Annotated in this window: 11 protein-coding genes; all 11 read left to right on the top strand. The window is 49.8% G+C overall.

Annotation, left to right across the window (positions count from 1 at the left end; genetic code table 11):
• Positions 1-208: 208 nt before the first annotated feature.
• Entirely contained in the window at positions 209-3,292 is a 3,084-nt protein-coding gene (locus ACOJS8_RS20670; protein WP_420150450.1) for a SusC/RagA family TonB-linked outer membrane protein, read from the top strand.
• Between the two features lie 125 nt (positions 3,293-3,417).
• Positions 3,418-5,055 carry a RagB/SusD family nutrient uptake outer membrane protein gene (locus tag ACOJS8_RS20665; RefSeq protein ID WP_420150449.1) on the top strand — a complete coding sequence of 546 codons (1,638 nt, stop codon included), beginning with the start codon at positions 3,418-3,420 and terminating at the stop codon, positions 5,053-5,055.
• Positions 5,056-5,300: 245 nt separating this feature from the next.
• Entirely contained in the window at positions 5,301-8,018 is a 2,718-nt protein-coding gene (locus ACOJS8_RS20660; protein ID WP_420150448.1) for an alpha-d-galacturonidase, read from the top strand.
• A gap of 66 nt (positions 8,019-8,084) precedes the next feature.
• Positions 8,085-8,444, top strand: a complete 360-nt coding sequence (locus ACOJS8_RS20655) for a response regulator transcription factor (protein WP_420150447.1) — start codon at positions 8,085-8,087, stop codon at positions 8,442-8,444.
• A 6-nt stretch (positions 8,445-8,450) separates the two neighbouring features.
• Positions 8,451-11,525, top strand: a complete 3,075-nt coding sequence (locus ACOJS8_RS20650; RefSeq protein ID WP_420150446.1) for a two-component regulator propeller domain-containing protein — start codon at positions 8,451-8,453, stop codon at positions 11,523-11,525.
• A 414-nt stretch (positions 11,526-11,939) separates the two neighbouring features.
• A complete protein-coding gene (locus tag ACOJS8_RS20645; RefSeq protein ID WP_420150445.1) occupies positions 11,940-12,866 on the top strand; it encodes a hypothetical protein in 927 nt (308 codons plus the stop codon).
• A gap of 12 nt (positions 12,867-12,878) precedes the next feature.
• Positions 12,879-13,541 carry a hypothetical protein gene (locus ACOJS8_RS20640; protein WP_420150444.1) on the top strand — a complete coding sequence of 221 codons (663 nt, stop codon included), beginning with the start codon at positions 12,879-12,881 and terminating at the stop codon, positions 13,539-13,541.
• On the top strand, positions 13,531-14,625 hold the full coding sequence (locus tag ACOJS8_RS20635; protein ID WP_420150443.1) for a histidine kinase: 1,095 nt from the start codon (positions 13,531-13,533) through the stop codon (positions 14,623-14,625). Before ACOJS8_RS20640 ends, ACOJS8_RS20635 begins: the two co-directional genes overlap by 11 nt.
• Positions 14,626-14,702: 77 nt before the next feature.
• Positions 14,703-15,335 carry a response regulator gene (locus ACOJS8_RS20630; RefSeq protein ID WP_420150442.1) on the top strand — a complete coding sequence of 211 codons (633 nt, stop codon included), beginning with the start codon at positions 14,703-14,705 and terminating at the stop codon, positions 15,333-15,335.
• Between the two features lie 236 nt (positions 15,336-15,571).
• Complete coding sequence (locus tag ACOJS8_RS20625; RefSeq protein ID WP_420150441.1) at positions 15,572-16,171, top strand: hypothetical protein; 600 nt, start codon at positions 15,572-15,574, stop codon at positions 16,169-16,171.
• Positions 16,172-16,695: 524 nt separating this feature from the next.
• A partial coding sequence (locus tag ACOJS8_RS20620; protein WP_420150440.1) for a hypothetical protein occupies positions 16,696-17,888 on the top strand: 1,193 nt, incomplete at its 3' end.

Below are 17,888 nucleotides of genomic sequence, written 5' to 3'. Positions count from 1 at the left end.
TACCATGATAAGATTGTATAATTTTTAGAGAAAATGGTGGAAATTGACGTTATCGGAATCTGTTAAGTTTGTCGAATCACTATTGGCATCGGGTAGGGTACAAAGACAGACTGATCGTGTAAAAGTCGGAAATTTTATCCTGTATCTATCTGATATTTATTGTGTTGCACGATATCTATCCTTTTATAAACTCCTCAACAGTACGTTTATGAAACAACTTCGTACCTGTCTCGCTGGTCTACTGTGGCTGGCTCAGGCAGGTTTTTCAACTGTATCTTTCTCGCAGACCGTCGCCAGCCTGCGATCGCGACCGGAACCATCCCTGGAGACGATACGCGCTGTACCTGTCTCCCCGGCATCGCCCTCAATTTCATCGGCCATTCATTCGGTAGTTGACCGGCCGGTTCGGGGTGTGGTTAAAGATGAAAAAGGGCAGGGCTTGCCGGGCGTCAGTGTAGTGATCAAAAACTCGACGCAGGGTACTACAACCGACGCGGACGGTGCGTATCAGCTTACTGTTCCCGACGGATCGGGTACCACGCTGGTTTTCAGCTTTGTCGGGTATCTCTCTAAGGAAGTTCCATTGGGCACACAGTCGGAAGCGAACGTAACCCTGGAGGAGGATAGCAAGCAACTAAACGAAGTGGTTGTTGTGGGCTACGGCACGCAGCGTAAGCGCGACCTGACGGGTTCGGTGGTATCGATCAAGGGCGACGAAACGGTCAAACTGCCTGTAACCTCGCCGATAGAGGCCCTTCAGGGGAAAATTCCGGGTGCCGACATTACCCGTAACAGTGGCTACGCGGGTGCCAATGCCTCGATTCGTATCCGGGGTAACCGGTCCATTGCTAACCCCAACAGTTCAAACAACGTACTGTACATTGTCGATGGCGTGCAGGGTGTCAACGCGAACGATATTAACCCGAATGACATTGCGTCGATCGACGTACTGAAAGATGCTTCCTCGACGGCCATTTACGGGTCGCGCGGGGCCAATGGGGTTATTATCATTACGACCAAGCGCGGCAGCAGCGGTAAAGCCAAGCTGAGCTACAACGGCTACGCGGGTATTTCGGAAGTGGCGGGTTACGGTAAATTTATGACGGGTCCCGAATACATTGCGTTCCGGCGCGAAGCCTACCGGGCGTCGGGAACCTGGAGCAGCCCTGCCGACGATGCGAAGATTTTTAATCCTCTCCAGCTCGATGCTATCCAGAAGCAGCAGTTTCCGTCATGGCCCGAGCTCCTGCTGAAACCGGGTTTCCAGCAGGATCATCAACTCGGCATTACGGCCGGCACCGATAAAACCAAAATCTATTTCTCGGCGGGTTATTATAACGAAAAAGGGATTCTTCGCATGGACGAATTCAAGCGCTATTCGGCCCGCATGAACATCGACCAAACCATCAACGACTGGATTACCGTCGGTATGCAGACGCAACTCGCGTATATCGACAACGATGTTCGCCGGGACCCGTTCAACCGGGCTTCGAACATTCCACCGCTGGGTACATCCTTCGATGAGACGGGTAATTTTTTGCTGTTCCCGCTGGGCGGTAATGTCGTAAATCCGTTGGCCGACGAGCAGCCTAACGCTTATAAACGAAATAACAAAACCAATCGCGGTACGTTGTCGGCCTACCTGGAACTACGGCCTTTTGACGGATTTACGGTACGGTCAACATTGGGCGCCATTTTCTCGACCAACGAACTGGGTAATTACTACGGCCGGAACACCATCGATGGGCAGGGTACCCGGTCGCAGGCGTCAATTACCAACAACCAGAGCCGTAACTTGAGCTGGGAGAACGTGTTTACCTACAAGCGCGCCATTCAGGATCATTCGTTCACGGTGACGGGCGTAACCAGTTACCTGACGTTTACCAATACGTCGAGTTTTGCGGGCGGGAACAACCAGTTGATTCCAGCGCAGTACTTTTATAACCTGGGTGCCGCCAACCAGAATCCATTCTGGGGGAGCGGCTACAGTCAGAACAAGCTGATCTCGTTTACGGGCCGGGTTAATTACAGCTTTAAGGACAAATACCTGCTCACCGTAACGGGACGTAGCGACGGTTCGTCGAAACTGGGCGAAGGACACAAGTGGGCGTTCTTCCCTTCAGCAGGGTTGGGCTGGCGCATCAGCGACGAGCCGTTTATGAAGAATCAGAACGTAGTGACCGACCTGAAACTGCGGGCCAGCTATGGAATATCAGGCAACGACGTAATCAACCCATACGCCACACAAAACTCACTCGCTACGGTTTCGTTTGCGTACAACGATGCGAACGCGGCAAACGCTTATCTGATTAACCAGACCATTGGTAACCAGGATTTACGGTGGGAACTGACCACCACGGCCGACGTAGGTCTGGACGTGGGCCTGCTCGACAACCGGATTACGGCCAATATTGACTATTACGATGCGCGTACCAACGACCTGATTTTTCCGTACACACTGCCGCAACTGACGGGCGTAACCACGGTAAACCGCAACATTGGCCGGACGCGAAACCGCGGGCTCGAAATCGGTATCACGACCCAGACGATGCGCCGGAAAGATTTTAGCTGGTCGACGAACCTGACGTTTGCCCGCAACCGCGAGATGATTGTTTCGCTGCCTAACGGCGACGTTATTGCTGACGACTACCGAAACTCGCTGATTCAGGGGCAGCCTTCGCAGATTTATTACGATTACAAAAAGTTGGGTATCTGGCAGTTAAACGAAGAGTCGGAAGCGGCAAAATACGGCGCTATTCCCGGTGATATCAAGATTGCTGATCTCAACAACGACGGTAAAATCAGTGGTCTGGACCGTACCATCATTGGCTCGCGTGTTCCATCGTGGACGGGTGGTCTGGGCAACGATATTCGATTCAAAGGCTTTGACCTGAACGTCCTGTTTATCGCCCGCGTGGGTCAGTGGATCAGTTCCGACTATTACGCCAAGTATAACCGCAACGGAAATAACAACGGTGCCAGCATCGACTACTGGACGCCCGAAAATCCGACGAACGACTACCCTCGGCCCAACGCAACCCGCGCATCGACCTACGTAACAACGCTGACCGAACGACAGGCTTCGTACGCCAAACTTCGGAACGTAACGCTGGGGTACACGTTCCCGAAAACCTTAACGAACCGGTTTAAGGCCGACAATCTGCGGATCTACGTATCGGGGAGAAACCTCGCCTGGTTCTCGAATCTAAAAGATTTCGATCCCGAAAACGAAGGCGTAATCGACCAGCCACTGACGCGCCTGTATGTATTTGGCATAAACCTTGGCTTTTAAAAATACCCCCAACCCCCTGAAGGGGGCTTTAGTTGAGTATGAGGAAAGCCCCCTTCTGGGGGTTGGGAGTACTCTCGGACTGGATTTGTGTCAATGTCCGTAGGTAACTAATAGGAACTACATCAATGAAAACATACTTAAAATACATTCCAATTCTAGGGCTGGCCACGCTCTTGTCCTGCACCAAAGATTTACAGGAATACAACCCGGCTGGATCAACAGCCGAAAGCCTGTTTACGACCCCCGAGGGTATCGAAGCCGGAGTCAACGGAATCTATACGTACAACCGGTATTTCTACGGAAAAGAAGAAGGGCACGGTCTCATGGAGATGGGAACTGATATCTGGACCAACGCAGCCAATAACAACAACTCGGGCGCGAATGGCATCTTTCCTCAATTATCACTTACTACGTATCAGGGCCTGACAACCGATAATGTCTGGGTGAAAACCCGGATGTGGCAGCAGTGCTACGCGGCTGTCAACCTGGCCAATAACGTAATGAAATACCTGCCAACAGCGGGCGTAAACGCGGCCCGGCAGAAGGAACTGGAAGGCGAAACCCGTTTCCTGCGTGCCTGGTATTATTACCATCTGGTGGAGAGCTTCGGCCCGATACCGCTTCGGCTGGAGCCTACGGAAGGTATCGAAACGACAGCAACCCGGGCGTCGGTCGATGCCGTCTACGAACAGATTCTGCAGGACCTCCAGTTTGCCGTTACGTCCATCCCAACCACCACCACAGAATATGGACGCATCACCCGCCCGGCTGCCGAAGCGTTTCTGGCGAAGGTGTATCTAACGCGGGGCCGAAATCAGGAAGCCAGCAACTACGCCAAAAAGGTGATTACGGGCTATAGCTATAAACTGCTGCCTACCTACGCTAATCTGTGGACGATGACGAACCAGCAGAATACCGAAGTGCTCTGGGCCGTCAATTACTCGACCAATCTGGCCTTTAATGCAGGCAGTAACATCAGCCATACGCTGTATCTGATGGAATATAACACGCAGCCGGGTATGAAGCGCGACGTAGCGAACGGTTTTCCAAACGTTCGTTACATGCCGACGCGGTTTCTGCTCAATCTGTTCGACGAAGCCAACGATTCGCGCTACAACGCTTCGTTTAAGTCGGCCTGGTTTGCCAACGAAACCGATGCCTCAAAACGTCCGGCCGGGATGAACGTAGGTGATACCGCCATTTTGACGACCAAATATCCAGTGACGGCCGCCTTCCGGGCCTCGAAGCGATACCGGATTTACGACCTGAATGATATGTACAAAACCGACGGTACGCCGAATGATCGGTTCCACTACGTATCGTTGCGCAAATTCGATGATCCGACCCGTGCTACAGATGCTACGACGGAAAGCGCACGTGATGCCAATATTCTGCGGCTGGGCGAGGTGTATCTGCTGGCGGCTGAAGCTCAGTTGAATCTCGGCAAAAAAGATTCGGCAGCGTATTACCTGAACGAAATTCGGACGCGGGCGGCCGTGCCGGGACGTCAGACGAACATGCGCGTAGCGGCCGCCGACGTAACGCTCGACTTTATTCTGGACGAACGCGCCCGCGAACTAGCGGGTGAGCAGGTGCGCTGGTTTGATCTCAAGCGCACCAACAAACTGGTTGAACGGGTAAAAAAATACAATACCGATGCCGCCCCAAATATCCAGCCGTTCCATGTAGTACGTCCGATTCCGCAAAGCGAAATCGACGCCGTAACCAACAAAGGCGAGTTTAAACAGAACGACGGGTATTAGAATTTTTCATATAGGCTGATGGCGCGCTTAAATCGCGAACATCAGCCTATGTAATTGCCTAGAGGAATTTACTGTAAAACCAACGACTTTATCGATCAGGGCACCTAATGCTTTTAAGGCAATTGTCTTGGCCTTACGTAGCACGCTAATATTGTACAATTTTCAGAGAAAATGGTGGAGATTGGGGTTGTCAGGATTTCGTACGTTTGTGAACAAGCCTACTTCCTGATTTTCCCAACATCGACATGAACCGATACGCAAACCGATCGCTGTTTCTATCGCTGCTTTTTGTACTTTTCGTTACGCTGTCATTCGCGCAGCAAACGGCTAAAAAGAATCAGCCCATAACCATTACGTTGCCCGCAAAAAGCCATGTCCGTATTGACTTTGGCGCCGAAAAACTGAAACAGGCGTTGCAGGGGGCGGGGTATCAGGTTACTGTGGCGAAAAGCAACGTAGCACGGGCGCAAAATTCCAGTATCAATCTGGCGGTACGTACCGGAAATGGCCTGAAAAAAGAAGCTTTCTCGATTCAGAAAAACGCGCAAAAGCCCTTGTCCGTTCTGGGCAATGATGCGTCGGGCGTGCTGTATGGCTGTCTGGAGCTGGCCGAGCAGATCAAAAAAACGGGTAAACTTCCCGAAACCATCAACCTGAACGACGGCCCCGAAATGGTGCTGCGTGGTACGTGCATCGGTGTACAGAAACCGACGTATCTGCCCGGCCGCGATGTGTATGAGTATCCCTACACGCCCGAAACGTTTCCGTGGCTCTACGACAAAGCGTTGTGGATTCGGTATCTGGACATGATGGTCGAGAACCGTTACAATTCGCTGTACCTCTGGAATGGCCACCCGTTTGCGTCGCTGGTGCGGGTGAAGGAGTATCCGTATGCGGTGGAAGTGGACGACGCTACGTTCAAAAAGAACGAAGAAATGTATCGGTTTCTGACTCAGGAAGCCGACAAACGCGGTATCTGGGTGATTCAGATGTTCTACAATATTATCGTCTCGAAGCCTTTTGCCGAACACCATAAGATCAAAACGCAGGATCGGAACCGCCCGATTGTTCCGCTCATTGCCGATTATACCCGCAAGTCGATTGCCGCGTTTGTGGAGAAATACCCGAACGTTGGTTTGTTGATTGCGCTGGGCGAAGCGATGGAAGGCGTCGGGCAGGACGATGTGGAGTGGTTTACCCAAACGATTATTCCGGGTGTGAAAGATGGTTTGAAAGCGCTCGGGAAAACCGAGGAGCCTCCGCTGGTGCTACGTGCCCACGATACGGATGCGCCACGCGTGATGAAAGCCGCCCTGCCGATCTACAAGAATTTGTACACCGAAGCGAAATTCAACGGTGAAGCCCTCACTACGTATGAGCCACGCGGCCAATGGGCCGATCTGCACCGGACCTTGAGCAACATCGGTACGGTACAGATCGAAAATGTGCATATTCTGGCGAATCTGGAGCCGTTTCGCTACGGGTCGGCCGATTTTATTCAGAAGTCGGTAGGGGCGATGCATAGTATTTACGGAGCAAACGGGCTGCACCTCTATCCGCAGGCTTCGTACTGGGATTGGCCCTACACCGCCGACAAAACCTCTCCGCGTCTGCTTCAACTCGACCGCGACTGGATTTGGTACAAAACCTGGGGTCGTTACGCCTGGAAAGCCGGGCGTGATCGTCCGATGGAGGTGAACTACTGGGGCAACCAGCTAGCCCAGAAATACGGTTTGTCAACCGAAAAAGGGAAGGACGTACTGGAAGCCTACGAACAGGCGGGCGAAATTGAGCCCAAGTTGCTACGTCGGTACGGCATCACCGACGGCAACCGGCAAACGCTCACGCTCGGCATGCTGATGACGCAACTGATTAATCCATTTCGTTACGGTCTGTTTACGCTTATGTATGAGTCAGAAGCGCCTGAAGGCGAGATGATTATCGAGTATGCCGAAAAGGACTGGAACAAACAGAAGCACATTGGTGAAACGCCTGTTCAGATAGCCGACGAAGTAATCGAACACGGCAAAAAAGCGGTGGCCGCCATCGACAAAGCGGCTGGTACCGTTACGAAAGACAAAGCTGAATTTGACCGACTGAAAAACGACGTGTATTGCCAGAATGCACTCGCCAATTTTTACGCGGAGAAAGCCCGCGCTGCCGTGGCCGTATTGCGGTATAAATATTCGAACGATGTGCGTGATCTGGAAAAAGCGGTGCCGTTGCTGGAACGTAGCGTGAAGCACTTTACGGAACTGACGAACCTGACCCGCGATACGTACTTGTACGCCAACAGCATGCAAACGAAACAGCGTAAAATCCCGATGCGGGGCGTGGATGCTACGTTCATTACGTGGGCTGAAATGCTGCCCGTGTATCAGAAAGAGCTGGACCGCTTTAAACACGTAATCGATTCACTGAAAACAACTACTAACACCGTAGCGAAGCAGCCGATTCCGCTGAAACCCGCCACCGTTACGTTACAGAGTCCAACCGTTGATATGTATGCACTGGAAAAAGGGCAGCGTGTTTTTGCCGATACATCGGTGACCATCAGCGACCTGGCTCCTGAACTGAAACAGTTGAAAGGGCTAAAACTTGCCAAAGCGAAACAGCAGTCGGAACGGACCAGCCTGATATTTTCGACCACGCAGCCCGTAAAATTGCTGATCGGCTTTTTCAACGAAAAAAATCCCAGATACCTGCCCGCGCCTGAACTGGAAACTGATGCAAGCGCCAACGATTACGGCCAGTCGGAGATCAAAATCTCGAACGCGATTCTGGTAGATGGTATGCCGCCGGTCAACGTACACGCGTACTCATTCAAACCCGGTCAACATACGTTGAATCTGGGCAAAGGCGCCTGTCTGCTGCTCGGCTTTATGGATGGCAATCAGGAGATTCCGATTTCGGACGCTGGCCTGGCGGGAAATAAAAAGAACATAGACTGGTTGTTTGAGTAAACACATTTCTGGTCGGCTGGTCAGATACGTTCCCGGCATCCTGAGCTTAAAATACTGGCGGTGTCGATGCTCAACGATGCCCAGTCGATTAGACGGATGATTGAAGCGGGTGCTGATGGCTATTGTGTGAAGAGTGCGGGCAGCGAAGAGTTGTTTGCCGCCATTCAGGCCGTAAGGGAAGGGCAGTCGTATTTACCTTCGGACTATGAGCCCCTTCCGGCAAGCGTATTGGTGCCTGTATTAAGCAGTCGCGAAATCGAAATTCTGCGATTGATTGTCGCCGGAAATTCAACGAAACAAATTGCCGATCATTTATTTTTAAGCGCACGGACAGTAGAAACGCATCGGAAAAATATCTATCGTAAATTGGGCGTACATACGAATGTTGAACTGATTCAGTATGCCCGGGCAAATCGGTTGATTTGAGCAATTATGGTGCGCGTTACGTTTATCCTGCTCTTATGGGTTGGTGCTGCTGGTATGTTGCGCGGGCAAAACATACGCCAATCCAACACGCCCTATTTTCTGGAGCACCTCTCGCAGGAAAAAGGGCTTTCGCAGGGAACGGCCTACGCCATCGCGCAGTATGATGGGTTCATGTGGTTTGCTACGCAGGATGGCCTGAATCGATTCGATGGATACGGGTTCAACGTGTTTCGGCCCGGTGGCAAACGTAGCCTCACCAACAGCATAGTGCTGTCGTTACTGGCCGATTCGAAAGGTCGCTTTTGGGTCGGTACGGGTGGCGGGCTGAATCTGTACGATAAAACCAATGAGCAGTTTGATAAAATCGGCGATTTTTTGGGACGCAGCCACATGCTGGACAGCGTTTCAGTCGAAAAACTTATTGAAGACAAACGCGGCAATATCTGGGCGATGACCGATGAGCGGGGTCTGTTTCGGATCGATCCGCGTACGCGCCAGACCACTACGTATCTCGCCAACGATAATACGTTATACGGTTTCTGCCTGTCGCCCGAAGGAAAACTGTTTCTGTCGACCTATCAGGCTGTGTATCAGTACGATGAAAGCGCCGATACGTTTCGGGCGATTGTTAGTCAGCAGCAGTTGGGCACGCAGTCGATTCTGGGCAGTATCGTGTTCGACAAAACGGGGAATCTGTGGATCGGCACCCGCAAAGATGGCCTTTTCAGAATGCAACCGCCTTTCAGTAAACCCGTTGTCAGGCACTATCAGCAAGGGGCGGGCAATCAGTCGATTGTTAGTAATGAGATAATGGATTTACTACGGAATCATCGGGGTGAAATCTGGATCGGTACCCGAACCGGTGGACTGTCGATTTATAACCCTGACACACAGACGTTCTCCGCAACGGCCCACGACCCGGCAAACCCCCGGAGCCTGGCCCAAAATAGTATCTGGAGTTTGTACGAAGATCAGCGCGGCATCGTCTGGATTGGGTTCAGTAGCCACGGCGTTGACAAATACGACCCGAACCGGTTGCAATTTCACCTTCTTCAGCGCGATGCCAACAACCCGGCTGGTTCGCTGCCTGACAATATGATTTTCAGGCTGTTTGGGCAGAATAACGATTTGTTTATCGGAACCAGTACGGGCGGTATGGCCAAATACAACCTGCTGACGGGCAACGTAACGCCCTTACTAAGTGTACAACAGAATCCCGGCCGAAGCCCAATTGTGAGCAACGAAGTGCGCACGATTATTGGCGATACCGATCAGACAGTATGGCTGGCGAACGGAAGCGGACTTATTCATTACGACCCCGTTCGCCAGACGTATCAGGCTTATACGAGTACTACCGAAAATCGGCAGTTGTTTGTTTATGGGGCGTATCTGGCTGCCGATACGCTGGGCCGGTTGCGCGAAATCTGGACGGGTGGGGGCGATGGCCTTTCCCGCTTCGATCTTGCAACAAAAACGTGGAAATCGTGGCAGGATATTCCGGCGTTGAAGGCCGTTGCTACGTATCCGATTCGCGTCATGTATCCCGACAAACGGCAAAACCTCTGGCTCGGCACGTTGAGCCACGGTCTGCTGCGCTACGACCTGAAAACACGTAGCGTCACTACGTTCGACCAGCGAAACGGGTTAAACTGCGCCAATATCCGGTCGATTCTGCACGACAACAGCGACTTGTGGGTGGGCACCGACTGCGGCCTTTTTCGGCTTGATCTGCGAACGTATCGCGTAACGAAACACTACACAGCCAGCGATTCGGCGGGCGCTTTTCGGTTGCCGAACAACGTCATTTATGGCATACTGAAAGATAATCAGGGCTATCTGTGGCTCAGCAGCAATAAAGGATTAACGCGCTTTTCGCCCAGTGCTGGCATCGTTCGTAACTACGACCGGAACGACGGTTTGCAGAGTGATGAGTTCAATACCAACGTAGCGTATCGCCATTCTGATGGTACGTTGTTTTTCGGGGGTGTCAATGGCATCAATTTCTTTAAACCCGAAGCCGTTCGGCGCAATACGTTTATTCCTCCCGTTCGGATCACCAGCGTAACGGTGCTCGACAGTACGTATAATCCAAACCAGAAACAGCTCGTTCTGCCATATAATCAGAACTTTATCGACTTGGTCTTTACCGCGCTGAATTTCTCGAATACCGACAAAAATCAGTACCGTTATCAGCTCGAAGGTATTGATCCCGACTGGATTGACGCGCAATATCGGCATTACGCCAATTACACGAATCTGCCGCCCGGCGAGTATGTATTCCGCGTAAAAGCGAGCAACGATGATGGGGTCTGGAATGAGCAGGGCACCGCCGTGACGATCGTGATTGAGCCGCCTTTCTGGGGAACGTGGTGGTTTCGGATGCTGCTGATTCTATTGCTCGTGGGCGGAATGTATGGCATATACCGGTACCGAATCTACGCCCTCCAGAACCGGCAGGCGCATGAACTAAGCGTGTCGATACGAACGCAGGAGCTTGAACGACAGCGGTTTGCGAAAGAGCTGCACGATGGAGTAGGCGCCAATCTGTCCGTACTGAAAATGTATTTGTCGTCGTTGGGCAATCCGAATGTATCGGTCGATGATTTGAAAGCCCGCTCGCTGTCGGTGCTAAAAACCTCCATCGACGACATACGTAGCATCATTCACGACATGCACCCGCGCAGCCTGAGCGAAGCCGGACTGGTGCAAACGATTCGGGAAATGGTGGCGCTGGTCAACGAGAGCCATCAGCTGGGCGTTACGTTCGAGTCGCAGAACGTACCGCAGGAATTGCCTTCGGTCATCGAAATTAATTTGTTTCGGGTGGTACAGGAGTTGCTGCAAAATGCCATCAAGCATTCAAAAGCCTCGTCGGTTTGGCTCACACTACGTTACGAGAATGCTACGTTAGCACTCACCTACCGCGATAACGGACAAGGCTTCGAACCGGCCCTGGCGCAACGCGTATCGGGCAATGGTCTGGTAAATATTCAGCAACGTATCGCCCTGCTGAAAGGCACAACCCAGTTTACGTCATCCGCAGATGCAGGCACGTCCGTCATGATTTCAGTACCGGTGTAACAGGAGTGATAAGTGATGAACGATGAGTGTTAAGTGATTATTCACGATAAGTTTCAGCACCTAACACTCATCGTTCATCACTTATCGTTTAAAATACCAAGATCTTGGTATTTACAGGCGGTATCTTTTTTATCACTTTTAGGAAGCTTTTGATCCTTCCTCTTTATGCGCTCAGAAAATGACAGAAAGGCCCTCCTGTGGCTAATTATCTCACTCCTTGCAGTTGCCGCAGCGGTAGCAGGTTTGTAACTAATTTAGGTATGTAAGTAACCATGGGTTCCGAGAAGTATATTTCCGAAACGTATCGCTTTAGCTTGTAAATCACTAGTTTATGCTATTTTTAGCAAATATGTTTCTAGATACTTTTGCCGTAGTCGAAGCTAATTTTCTTTAACATCTAATCCCTTTCCACACATGTCAGCACACGGGCCCATATTTGGTGAAAATGCAATAACTCCGGCCGATCACGCTTTTGATCCCACGTCGAAAGAAGACGCTAAACTGCTAATCGATGGATTCAAAGGTTTGCAACAGAGCAAAGGGATCAACGTAACGCAGGCTTCCTTCTTTCTCGATAAACCATTTCTGAACCGGCTATTGACTGAAAGTCGGGATGGACGTAGAGAAGGGCAGGGGATAAGCCCAGATTGGTTTGACGGCCTGACTGTTTATTTTGGCTTGGACGGAGCTAATAAGATTGTGTTGCTCATGGAGCGGGCTATTTTCGATAATAAGTCGAAGCGTATGTTGAGGTATAAAAAAGTACCGCAAACAATTCCAGTTCGTTGGCAGAATACAAACACGTATGCCTATATCGACTATGCCATAATGCCTGTGAACAAAGAAGGGGCAAGTGAGCTTAAATTGATCGATACCAATAGCGAGACATATGCCAAATTACGCGCCCGCTTTAAGGAGAAGTTTAAAAATAGCCCTTCCTCCATTTCAGTTAAACAGCCAGGCGATGAATTGCCCGTTCGCCATTCTACGTTTATTGCCGGCTATTTTTTAGGGAAAAATGCACTTCGGAAAGAAGTCTGGGAAAAAGAAGGCGAAGGTGTCGGTATCAAAATTTTTTTAGGATACGGCAATAGCCATCGCAAAGCTACCCGGTTCAAGAATATGCAACTCATTGTTATTGGCGCTGCGAATAACGACGCTACGATTGAGGATTACCCGTTCAAGACCGTATGGAGCACGCAAAGAGGCTATCAGGAAGAAGACATAAGTCTGATTTTCTATGCAATTGATCAGATTGATGGGGGAGATGCTATACCTAATATTGAGCCCGTCGACATTCCGTATTTAACCTCGTCCTGCGTAACCCCGGTTGAAAATTAATCGAATCCGATTATGAACGAGTTTTTCAGGCAACTCACACAACTCAATTCCTATTTGTGGATATTGCCGGTTGTGGTTGGCCTTTTTCGTTGGAATCGCCTTACGTTTCCGCTGAAGGTGTATGTGATTGGGGCAGCTTGTTCAACGCTGATTGTTTACCTGTGCCTTTACTTGAAATTGCGAAATCTGGCCTTCTATTGTATGCCGCTGTTAGGCAGTGTTATTTTTGGCCTGATGTTTCAGGACCTGTTAAAGAATGTAGTTCATCCAACCCTCATTCGGGCGTTGGTAGCGTGCATTTGGGTGTCGATAATCAGCTATATTCTCAAGTACAGCATTCACGATTTTCAGTTGCGGGTAACCATTCCGTACGATATAATTATGCTGCTGTTCTCGGTCATTTACCTCGTTCATCGCCTGAAATACTCGTCAGTAATCGCCGATTCTTTATTTTATATCGTGCTTATTTTTTTCGTAGACTTTGCAGTAAATCTGTTTCTTGATCTGATGAGTAATTACCTGAAAACCTATTTTTCGGATAATTTCATGCATTTGCTCTGGAATAAGATTTTGCCCGTGTTCAACCTGATAAAAATTAGTTTGTTATCGATTACGTTTTGGTCTGTTAAACCAAAACTGCCCAGCCTCGATAAGATACCCAGCTTTGAAAAGTAGACGCACCTGGTTCTGGATACGCATCGTGATCGTATGGGCAGTAAGCACTACGTTCTGCACCGCCCAGCAGATTCAGTTTACCTCGTTCAAAGCCACCAATGAGTCAACCGATTCAACGTACACCCTTTCGAAACCCATTTCCCTCAATTACAAAGAAACGCACATCATCATAGGGTTCATCGACCGGCGCGACTCGGTCAGGGCCCGTTACGCGTATCGGCTGGTGGGTTTCGACAATCGCTGGCACGAAAACGGTACGTTGAGGTACGTCAACTACATCAACCTGTTCGGGGGTGATTACGAATTGCAGGTCAGAAATCTAAATTTCCCCAACAACGTAGCGTCCCTGAAATTTCATCTCGACGAAGCATTCTGGCAGCGACCCTGGTTTGTTCCCATGCTGGTGGCGTATGGATTGCTGGTGGCTGGACTGATTTTCTATCTGATCCGAACGTATCAGCTTCGGAGTAAAATTCGGTTGCAGCAGATACGTAACGAAATTGCCGCCGACCTGCACGACGACGTGGGTACGGCCCTGAGTAGTATTACGTTCCTTGGCGAGATGGCGAAGTCGCGCTTCGAAAAAAGGCCCGAAGATATTCGCCCGATTCTGGAACGTATCATGAACGAATCGCGCGAGATGATGCAGACCATGCGGGGTGTGGTGTGGGTCATTAATCCGCAGAACGACAACGTAGTGGATTTTTTCGACAAGGTGAAAGCGTTTGCCGAAGCGGTTCTGAGTAGCCGGAAAGTATCGCTTACGTTTCGGGTTGTTGGCTCAACCAACCAGCCGATGGGTTTGGAAGCGCAACGCAACCTGTTTCTTATTTTTAAGGAAGCCGTTGTCAACATTGCCAAACATGCCGAAGCGACCGAAACGACCATCCAGATCAATCTGGAAAAAACACACCTGTGGGTACAGATTCAGGATAATGGCAAAGGATTTGACGCCCTGACATCAACCGACGGAAACGGACTACGTAACCTGAAAAATCGGGCGGTACAGATCGGTGGTGATCTGGACGTTCAATCCCAGCCTGGCGTTGGTACAACCGTTAATATGGTGATACCCATCGCATAAATTCATGATTGACAGACTGCTTTTATAATCGGAGATTTGTGATTGATACGGTACTTCATCAAGAAAATTACGTTCCTATGATTCGGGTAGCCATTTTCGATGATAACAAAACCTTCACGGACAACTTGTCGCTGTTGTTTGAGGGTAGTGAAGATTACGTGCTGACGGGCGTTTTTTCGAATGCCCTGAATGTAGTACAAAAAGTTGCCAAAGCCCGTCCCGACGTAGTGATCATGGACATCAAAATGCCTGAAGTTTCGGGGATTGAGGCCGTAAAAACTATTAAGAAAGACTTTCCTGCGATCCAGATTTTGATGCAGACCGTTTTTGAAGACGACGATAAAGTGTTTGCCGCGATCTGTGCCGGGGCGTCGGGTTATATTCTAAAAGGCACTTCGCCCGATGGTATTCTGGAAGCCATTGCTGAGGTTTATACGGGTGGCTCACCCATGAGCCCCACCATTGCCCGAAAAGTGCTGTCCTTTTTTCAGACCGTTCACCAGCCCGAACCCGAATTTTATGACCTGTCGAAACGCGAGAAAGACATTCTGCGGTGTCTGGTGGACGGACAGAGTTACAAAATGATTGCCGATACGTGTTTCATTAGCATCAACACGGTCAATTCGCACATCCGCAAGATCTACGAAAAACTGCACGTCAACTCCTCCCAGGAAGCCATCTCGAAAGCCATCCGACAACGACTTGTGTAGTCAGCCGTGGATACGTTCTTTACCGCCCTTAATGCCACATTTACAGGCCATTAAGGGCGTTTTGTTTTTTGATACGTAGCTGAAAAATCATGAATTTATGCGATTTACAAGTCCGCGCCTGTTGCGGAAATTTGACTTGTAACTGCTGACGAAGTATTACCTGGAAGCAAGCGTTTAGGTGAATACGAGTCGGCGTTCGTTTCGTTCTTCTTTCATTTTACCAAAATACCAAAACTATGAAAGCTTACCTGCTTTGCTGCCTATTGCTGGCAATTGGTCGCTACGTGTACACGCCCGATCGTACGAATGGACAAACCGTTTCGATAAATGGACAAGCGTATCAGGTTGCCAGCCGCAGCCCGTTGACTGATCAGACCGACTATCTCGTCGTACGAACAAGGAGTGGCCTGTTGGAAAAAGCGTTTCTAAAGTCCGAAAGCGGCTACGTAGCAACGATTTTTAGTGAGTCAGAATTAAAGGCGTTTCTGCGCAATGGCGACCTAGCTTCATTGGGTCAGCTGGTTGACCTAACCGGTAATAAAAGTCCGTTTCAGTGCGTCAGGAAAGGAGAAACGAACGTGCTGGTGCATAAAACCGGGCAGCGCGTATATTTTATCGAATACGGCGGCTCAATCAGCAATCTTATCGGCGAATCAAAAACCAGTGCCATGGCTAGCCCTCAACAAACGTGTGAAGAAAAATGCCTGGCCCGCGCCAGAGCCTGCATGGCGGTGGGTAAGAACAGAGTAGAATACTGTACGCGAAAATACGTTGAGTGCCTTCGAACGTGCGGTGGGAATTCGGTTAATGTAGCCGATTATTCGATTGCCTTGTAAACAGATCGAAAATACAGGCTACAGGGCATTTTGCTCGGGCGAGTCGATCTGTTTGCCCGAGCTTTTTTGCGGAAAACGCCCCCCTTTCGAATGAACGTAGCGGCAAAAAAATCATGAATTCGTGTGGTTAATAGGTGGGCTAACCTTGTTAATTTTTGCCCTGCTACAAAAACAGTGAGATATATAAATATGTCGAATTTTTTCAATTTTATTGGCCTTTGTAAGTCTACTTTTATTCTGTAATAGCTTCTTAATCAAATACTAAAGCTGATGAAAACGCTTTGTCTTTCCATGCTGTTGCTGGCACTTGGCCTTTGCGCTTACACCTCCGATCGGTTGGATGTTCAAACCCTGCCTGTTATGCTACGTCGATTCCAGGCCTAATAAAAGGATCGCTTGTGTAGTATTACGTATATAGGTGTACGTTTTAATTCGTAAATCATGAATTTATGCGATTTACACGCCTTGATCTATGCTGCAACTTTGACCCGTCAAATCCTCTATCCACATTAACTAGCAAGCTTATGAAACCGCTATTTACGATTGTATGTCTGCTCTGGCTTAGTTATCTGTCAGCCTTGGCGCAACCCAGAGACCTGAGAGCTGAAACGGTGCCTTCGACCTTAAAAATTAGGCTGACGTGGACTGACAATACGTTGAACGAAACAAAATTTGAGATCGAGCGCGCTGTATCTACATCCAATGACTTTAATGTGATTGGCTCGGTCAACCGCAATGTGGTTACGTATGAAGATGTTGATCCTGCCAAAGAACCGTCGACACTTTACAAGTATCGGGTGCGGGGCATCATCAGTGAAGCATTGGGAATAAAACTTGGCACGGACTATTCGAACGTAGCGAGTGCCCGAACTAGTGGCCCGCCTGATCGGCCTGTAGTTACGAGAAAAACGGCCCTCCGTGTTCCGAACAGCGAGAAAATGGCGGGTGTGAAGCTGGAATGGACCGATAATGCCGACGACGAGATTGGCTATTTTGTAAACTACAAAAAATACGGTAGCTCTACCTACACCAACGTAGCACTACCCCCCAATACGCGCTCGTACGAAATTCGGGTGGCAGAAGGAGAAGCCTGGCCGGGCTGTGATGGCCGCATAGAGTTTACGGTGATGTGCTATAATCTGGCCGGACAAATAGAAGCTACTGATAAACGATTCGATGCACCTGATGTTGATAAACCGTCTACCCCGCAAAATCTACGAGCAACAGCCAGCATCGTTGACTCCAAAGCAGCAATCAATCTAACCTGGGCGGGTACAAATACAGCGGAAAGCGTTGAGAATAGGGTTTATGTCCGTATAAGCAAAGGAGATGCGGCTTCTGCACGGGTTATTACGTTACTGAATACCAGCCTGAACAGCCACGTGATTGATACAGGATTGGAATTTGGCGCTACGTATAAAATTGAGATATGGGCTAATAATTGCGCGGGTAATTCGCCCTACAGCAATGACGTTACCATTACAACGCCCGCCAACCCCGCCAATACACCGCCCGCTGCGCCCGAGATACACAGTAGTCTGTCGCAAAACTGGACGCGCAACTCCGACCGAGTCACGGAAGTTACGGCTTTGTGGCATGATCGGTCGAATAACGAAACGGGCTTTGAGATTCAGTGGGGCACTACTGAGCAATTTGCGGACGGAACCGCCAGCGTGGATGCCAACATAACCCAGCATAAGATCGAAGGGTCGTGGCC

The sequence above is a fragment of the Spirosoma sp. genome (assembly GCF_048594605.1).
Classification (GTDB): domain Bacteria; phylum Bacteroidota; class Bacteroidia; order Cytophagales; family Spirosomataceae; genus Spirosoma.
This window is presented reverse-complemented; position numbering and strand designations above follow the sequence as displayed.

Bases quoted from the DNA above. Each gene is read 5' to 3' on its own strand.
- ACOJS8_RS20650 (WP_420150446.1), top strand. From the start codon at position 8,451: ATGGTGCGCGTTACGTTTATCCTGCTCTTATGGGTTGGTGCTGCTGGT.
- ACOJS8_RS20665 (WP_420150449.1), top strand. From the start codon at position 3,418: ATGAAAACATACTTAAAATACATTCCAATTCTAGGGCTGGCCACGCTC.
- ACOJS8_RS20670 (WP_420150450.1), top strand. From the start codon at position 209: ATGAAACAACTTCGTACCTGTCTCGCTGGTCTACTGTGGCTGGCTCAG.
- ACOJS8_RS20645 (WP_420150445.1), top strand. From the start codon at position 11,940: ATGTCAGCACACGGGCCCATATTTGGTGAAAATGCAATAACTCCGGCC.
- ACOJS8_RS20630 (WP_420150442.1), top strand. From the start codon at position 14,703: ATGATTCGGGTAGCCATTTTCGATGATAACAAAACCTTCACGGACAAC.
- ACOJS8_RS20640 (WP_420150444.1), top strand. From the start codon at position 12,879: ATGAACGAGTTTTTCAGGCAACTCACACAACTCAATTCCTATTTGTGG.
- ACOJS8_RS20660 (WP_420150448.1), top strand. From the start codon at position 5,301: ATGAACCGATACGCAAACCGATCGCTGTTTCTATCGCTGCTTTTTGTA.
- ACOJS8_RS20655 (WP_420150447.1), top strand. From the start codon at position 8,085: ATGCTCAACGATGCCCAGTCGATTAGACGGATGATTGAAGCGGGTGCT.
- ACOJS8_RS20625 (WP_420150441.1), top strand. From the start codon at position 15,572: ATGAAAGCTTACCTGCTTTGCTGCCTATTGCTGGCAATTGGTCGCTAC.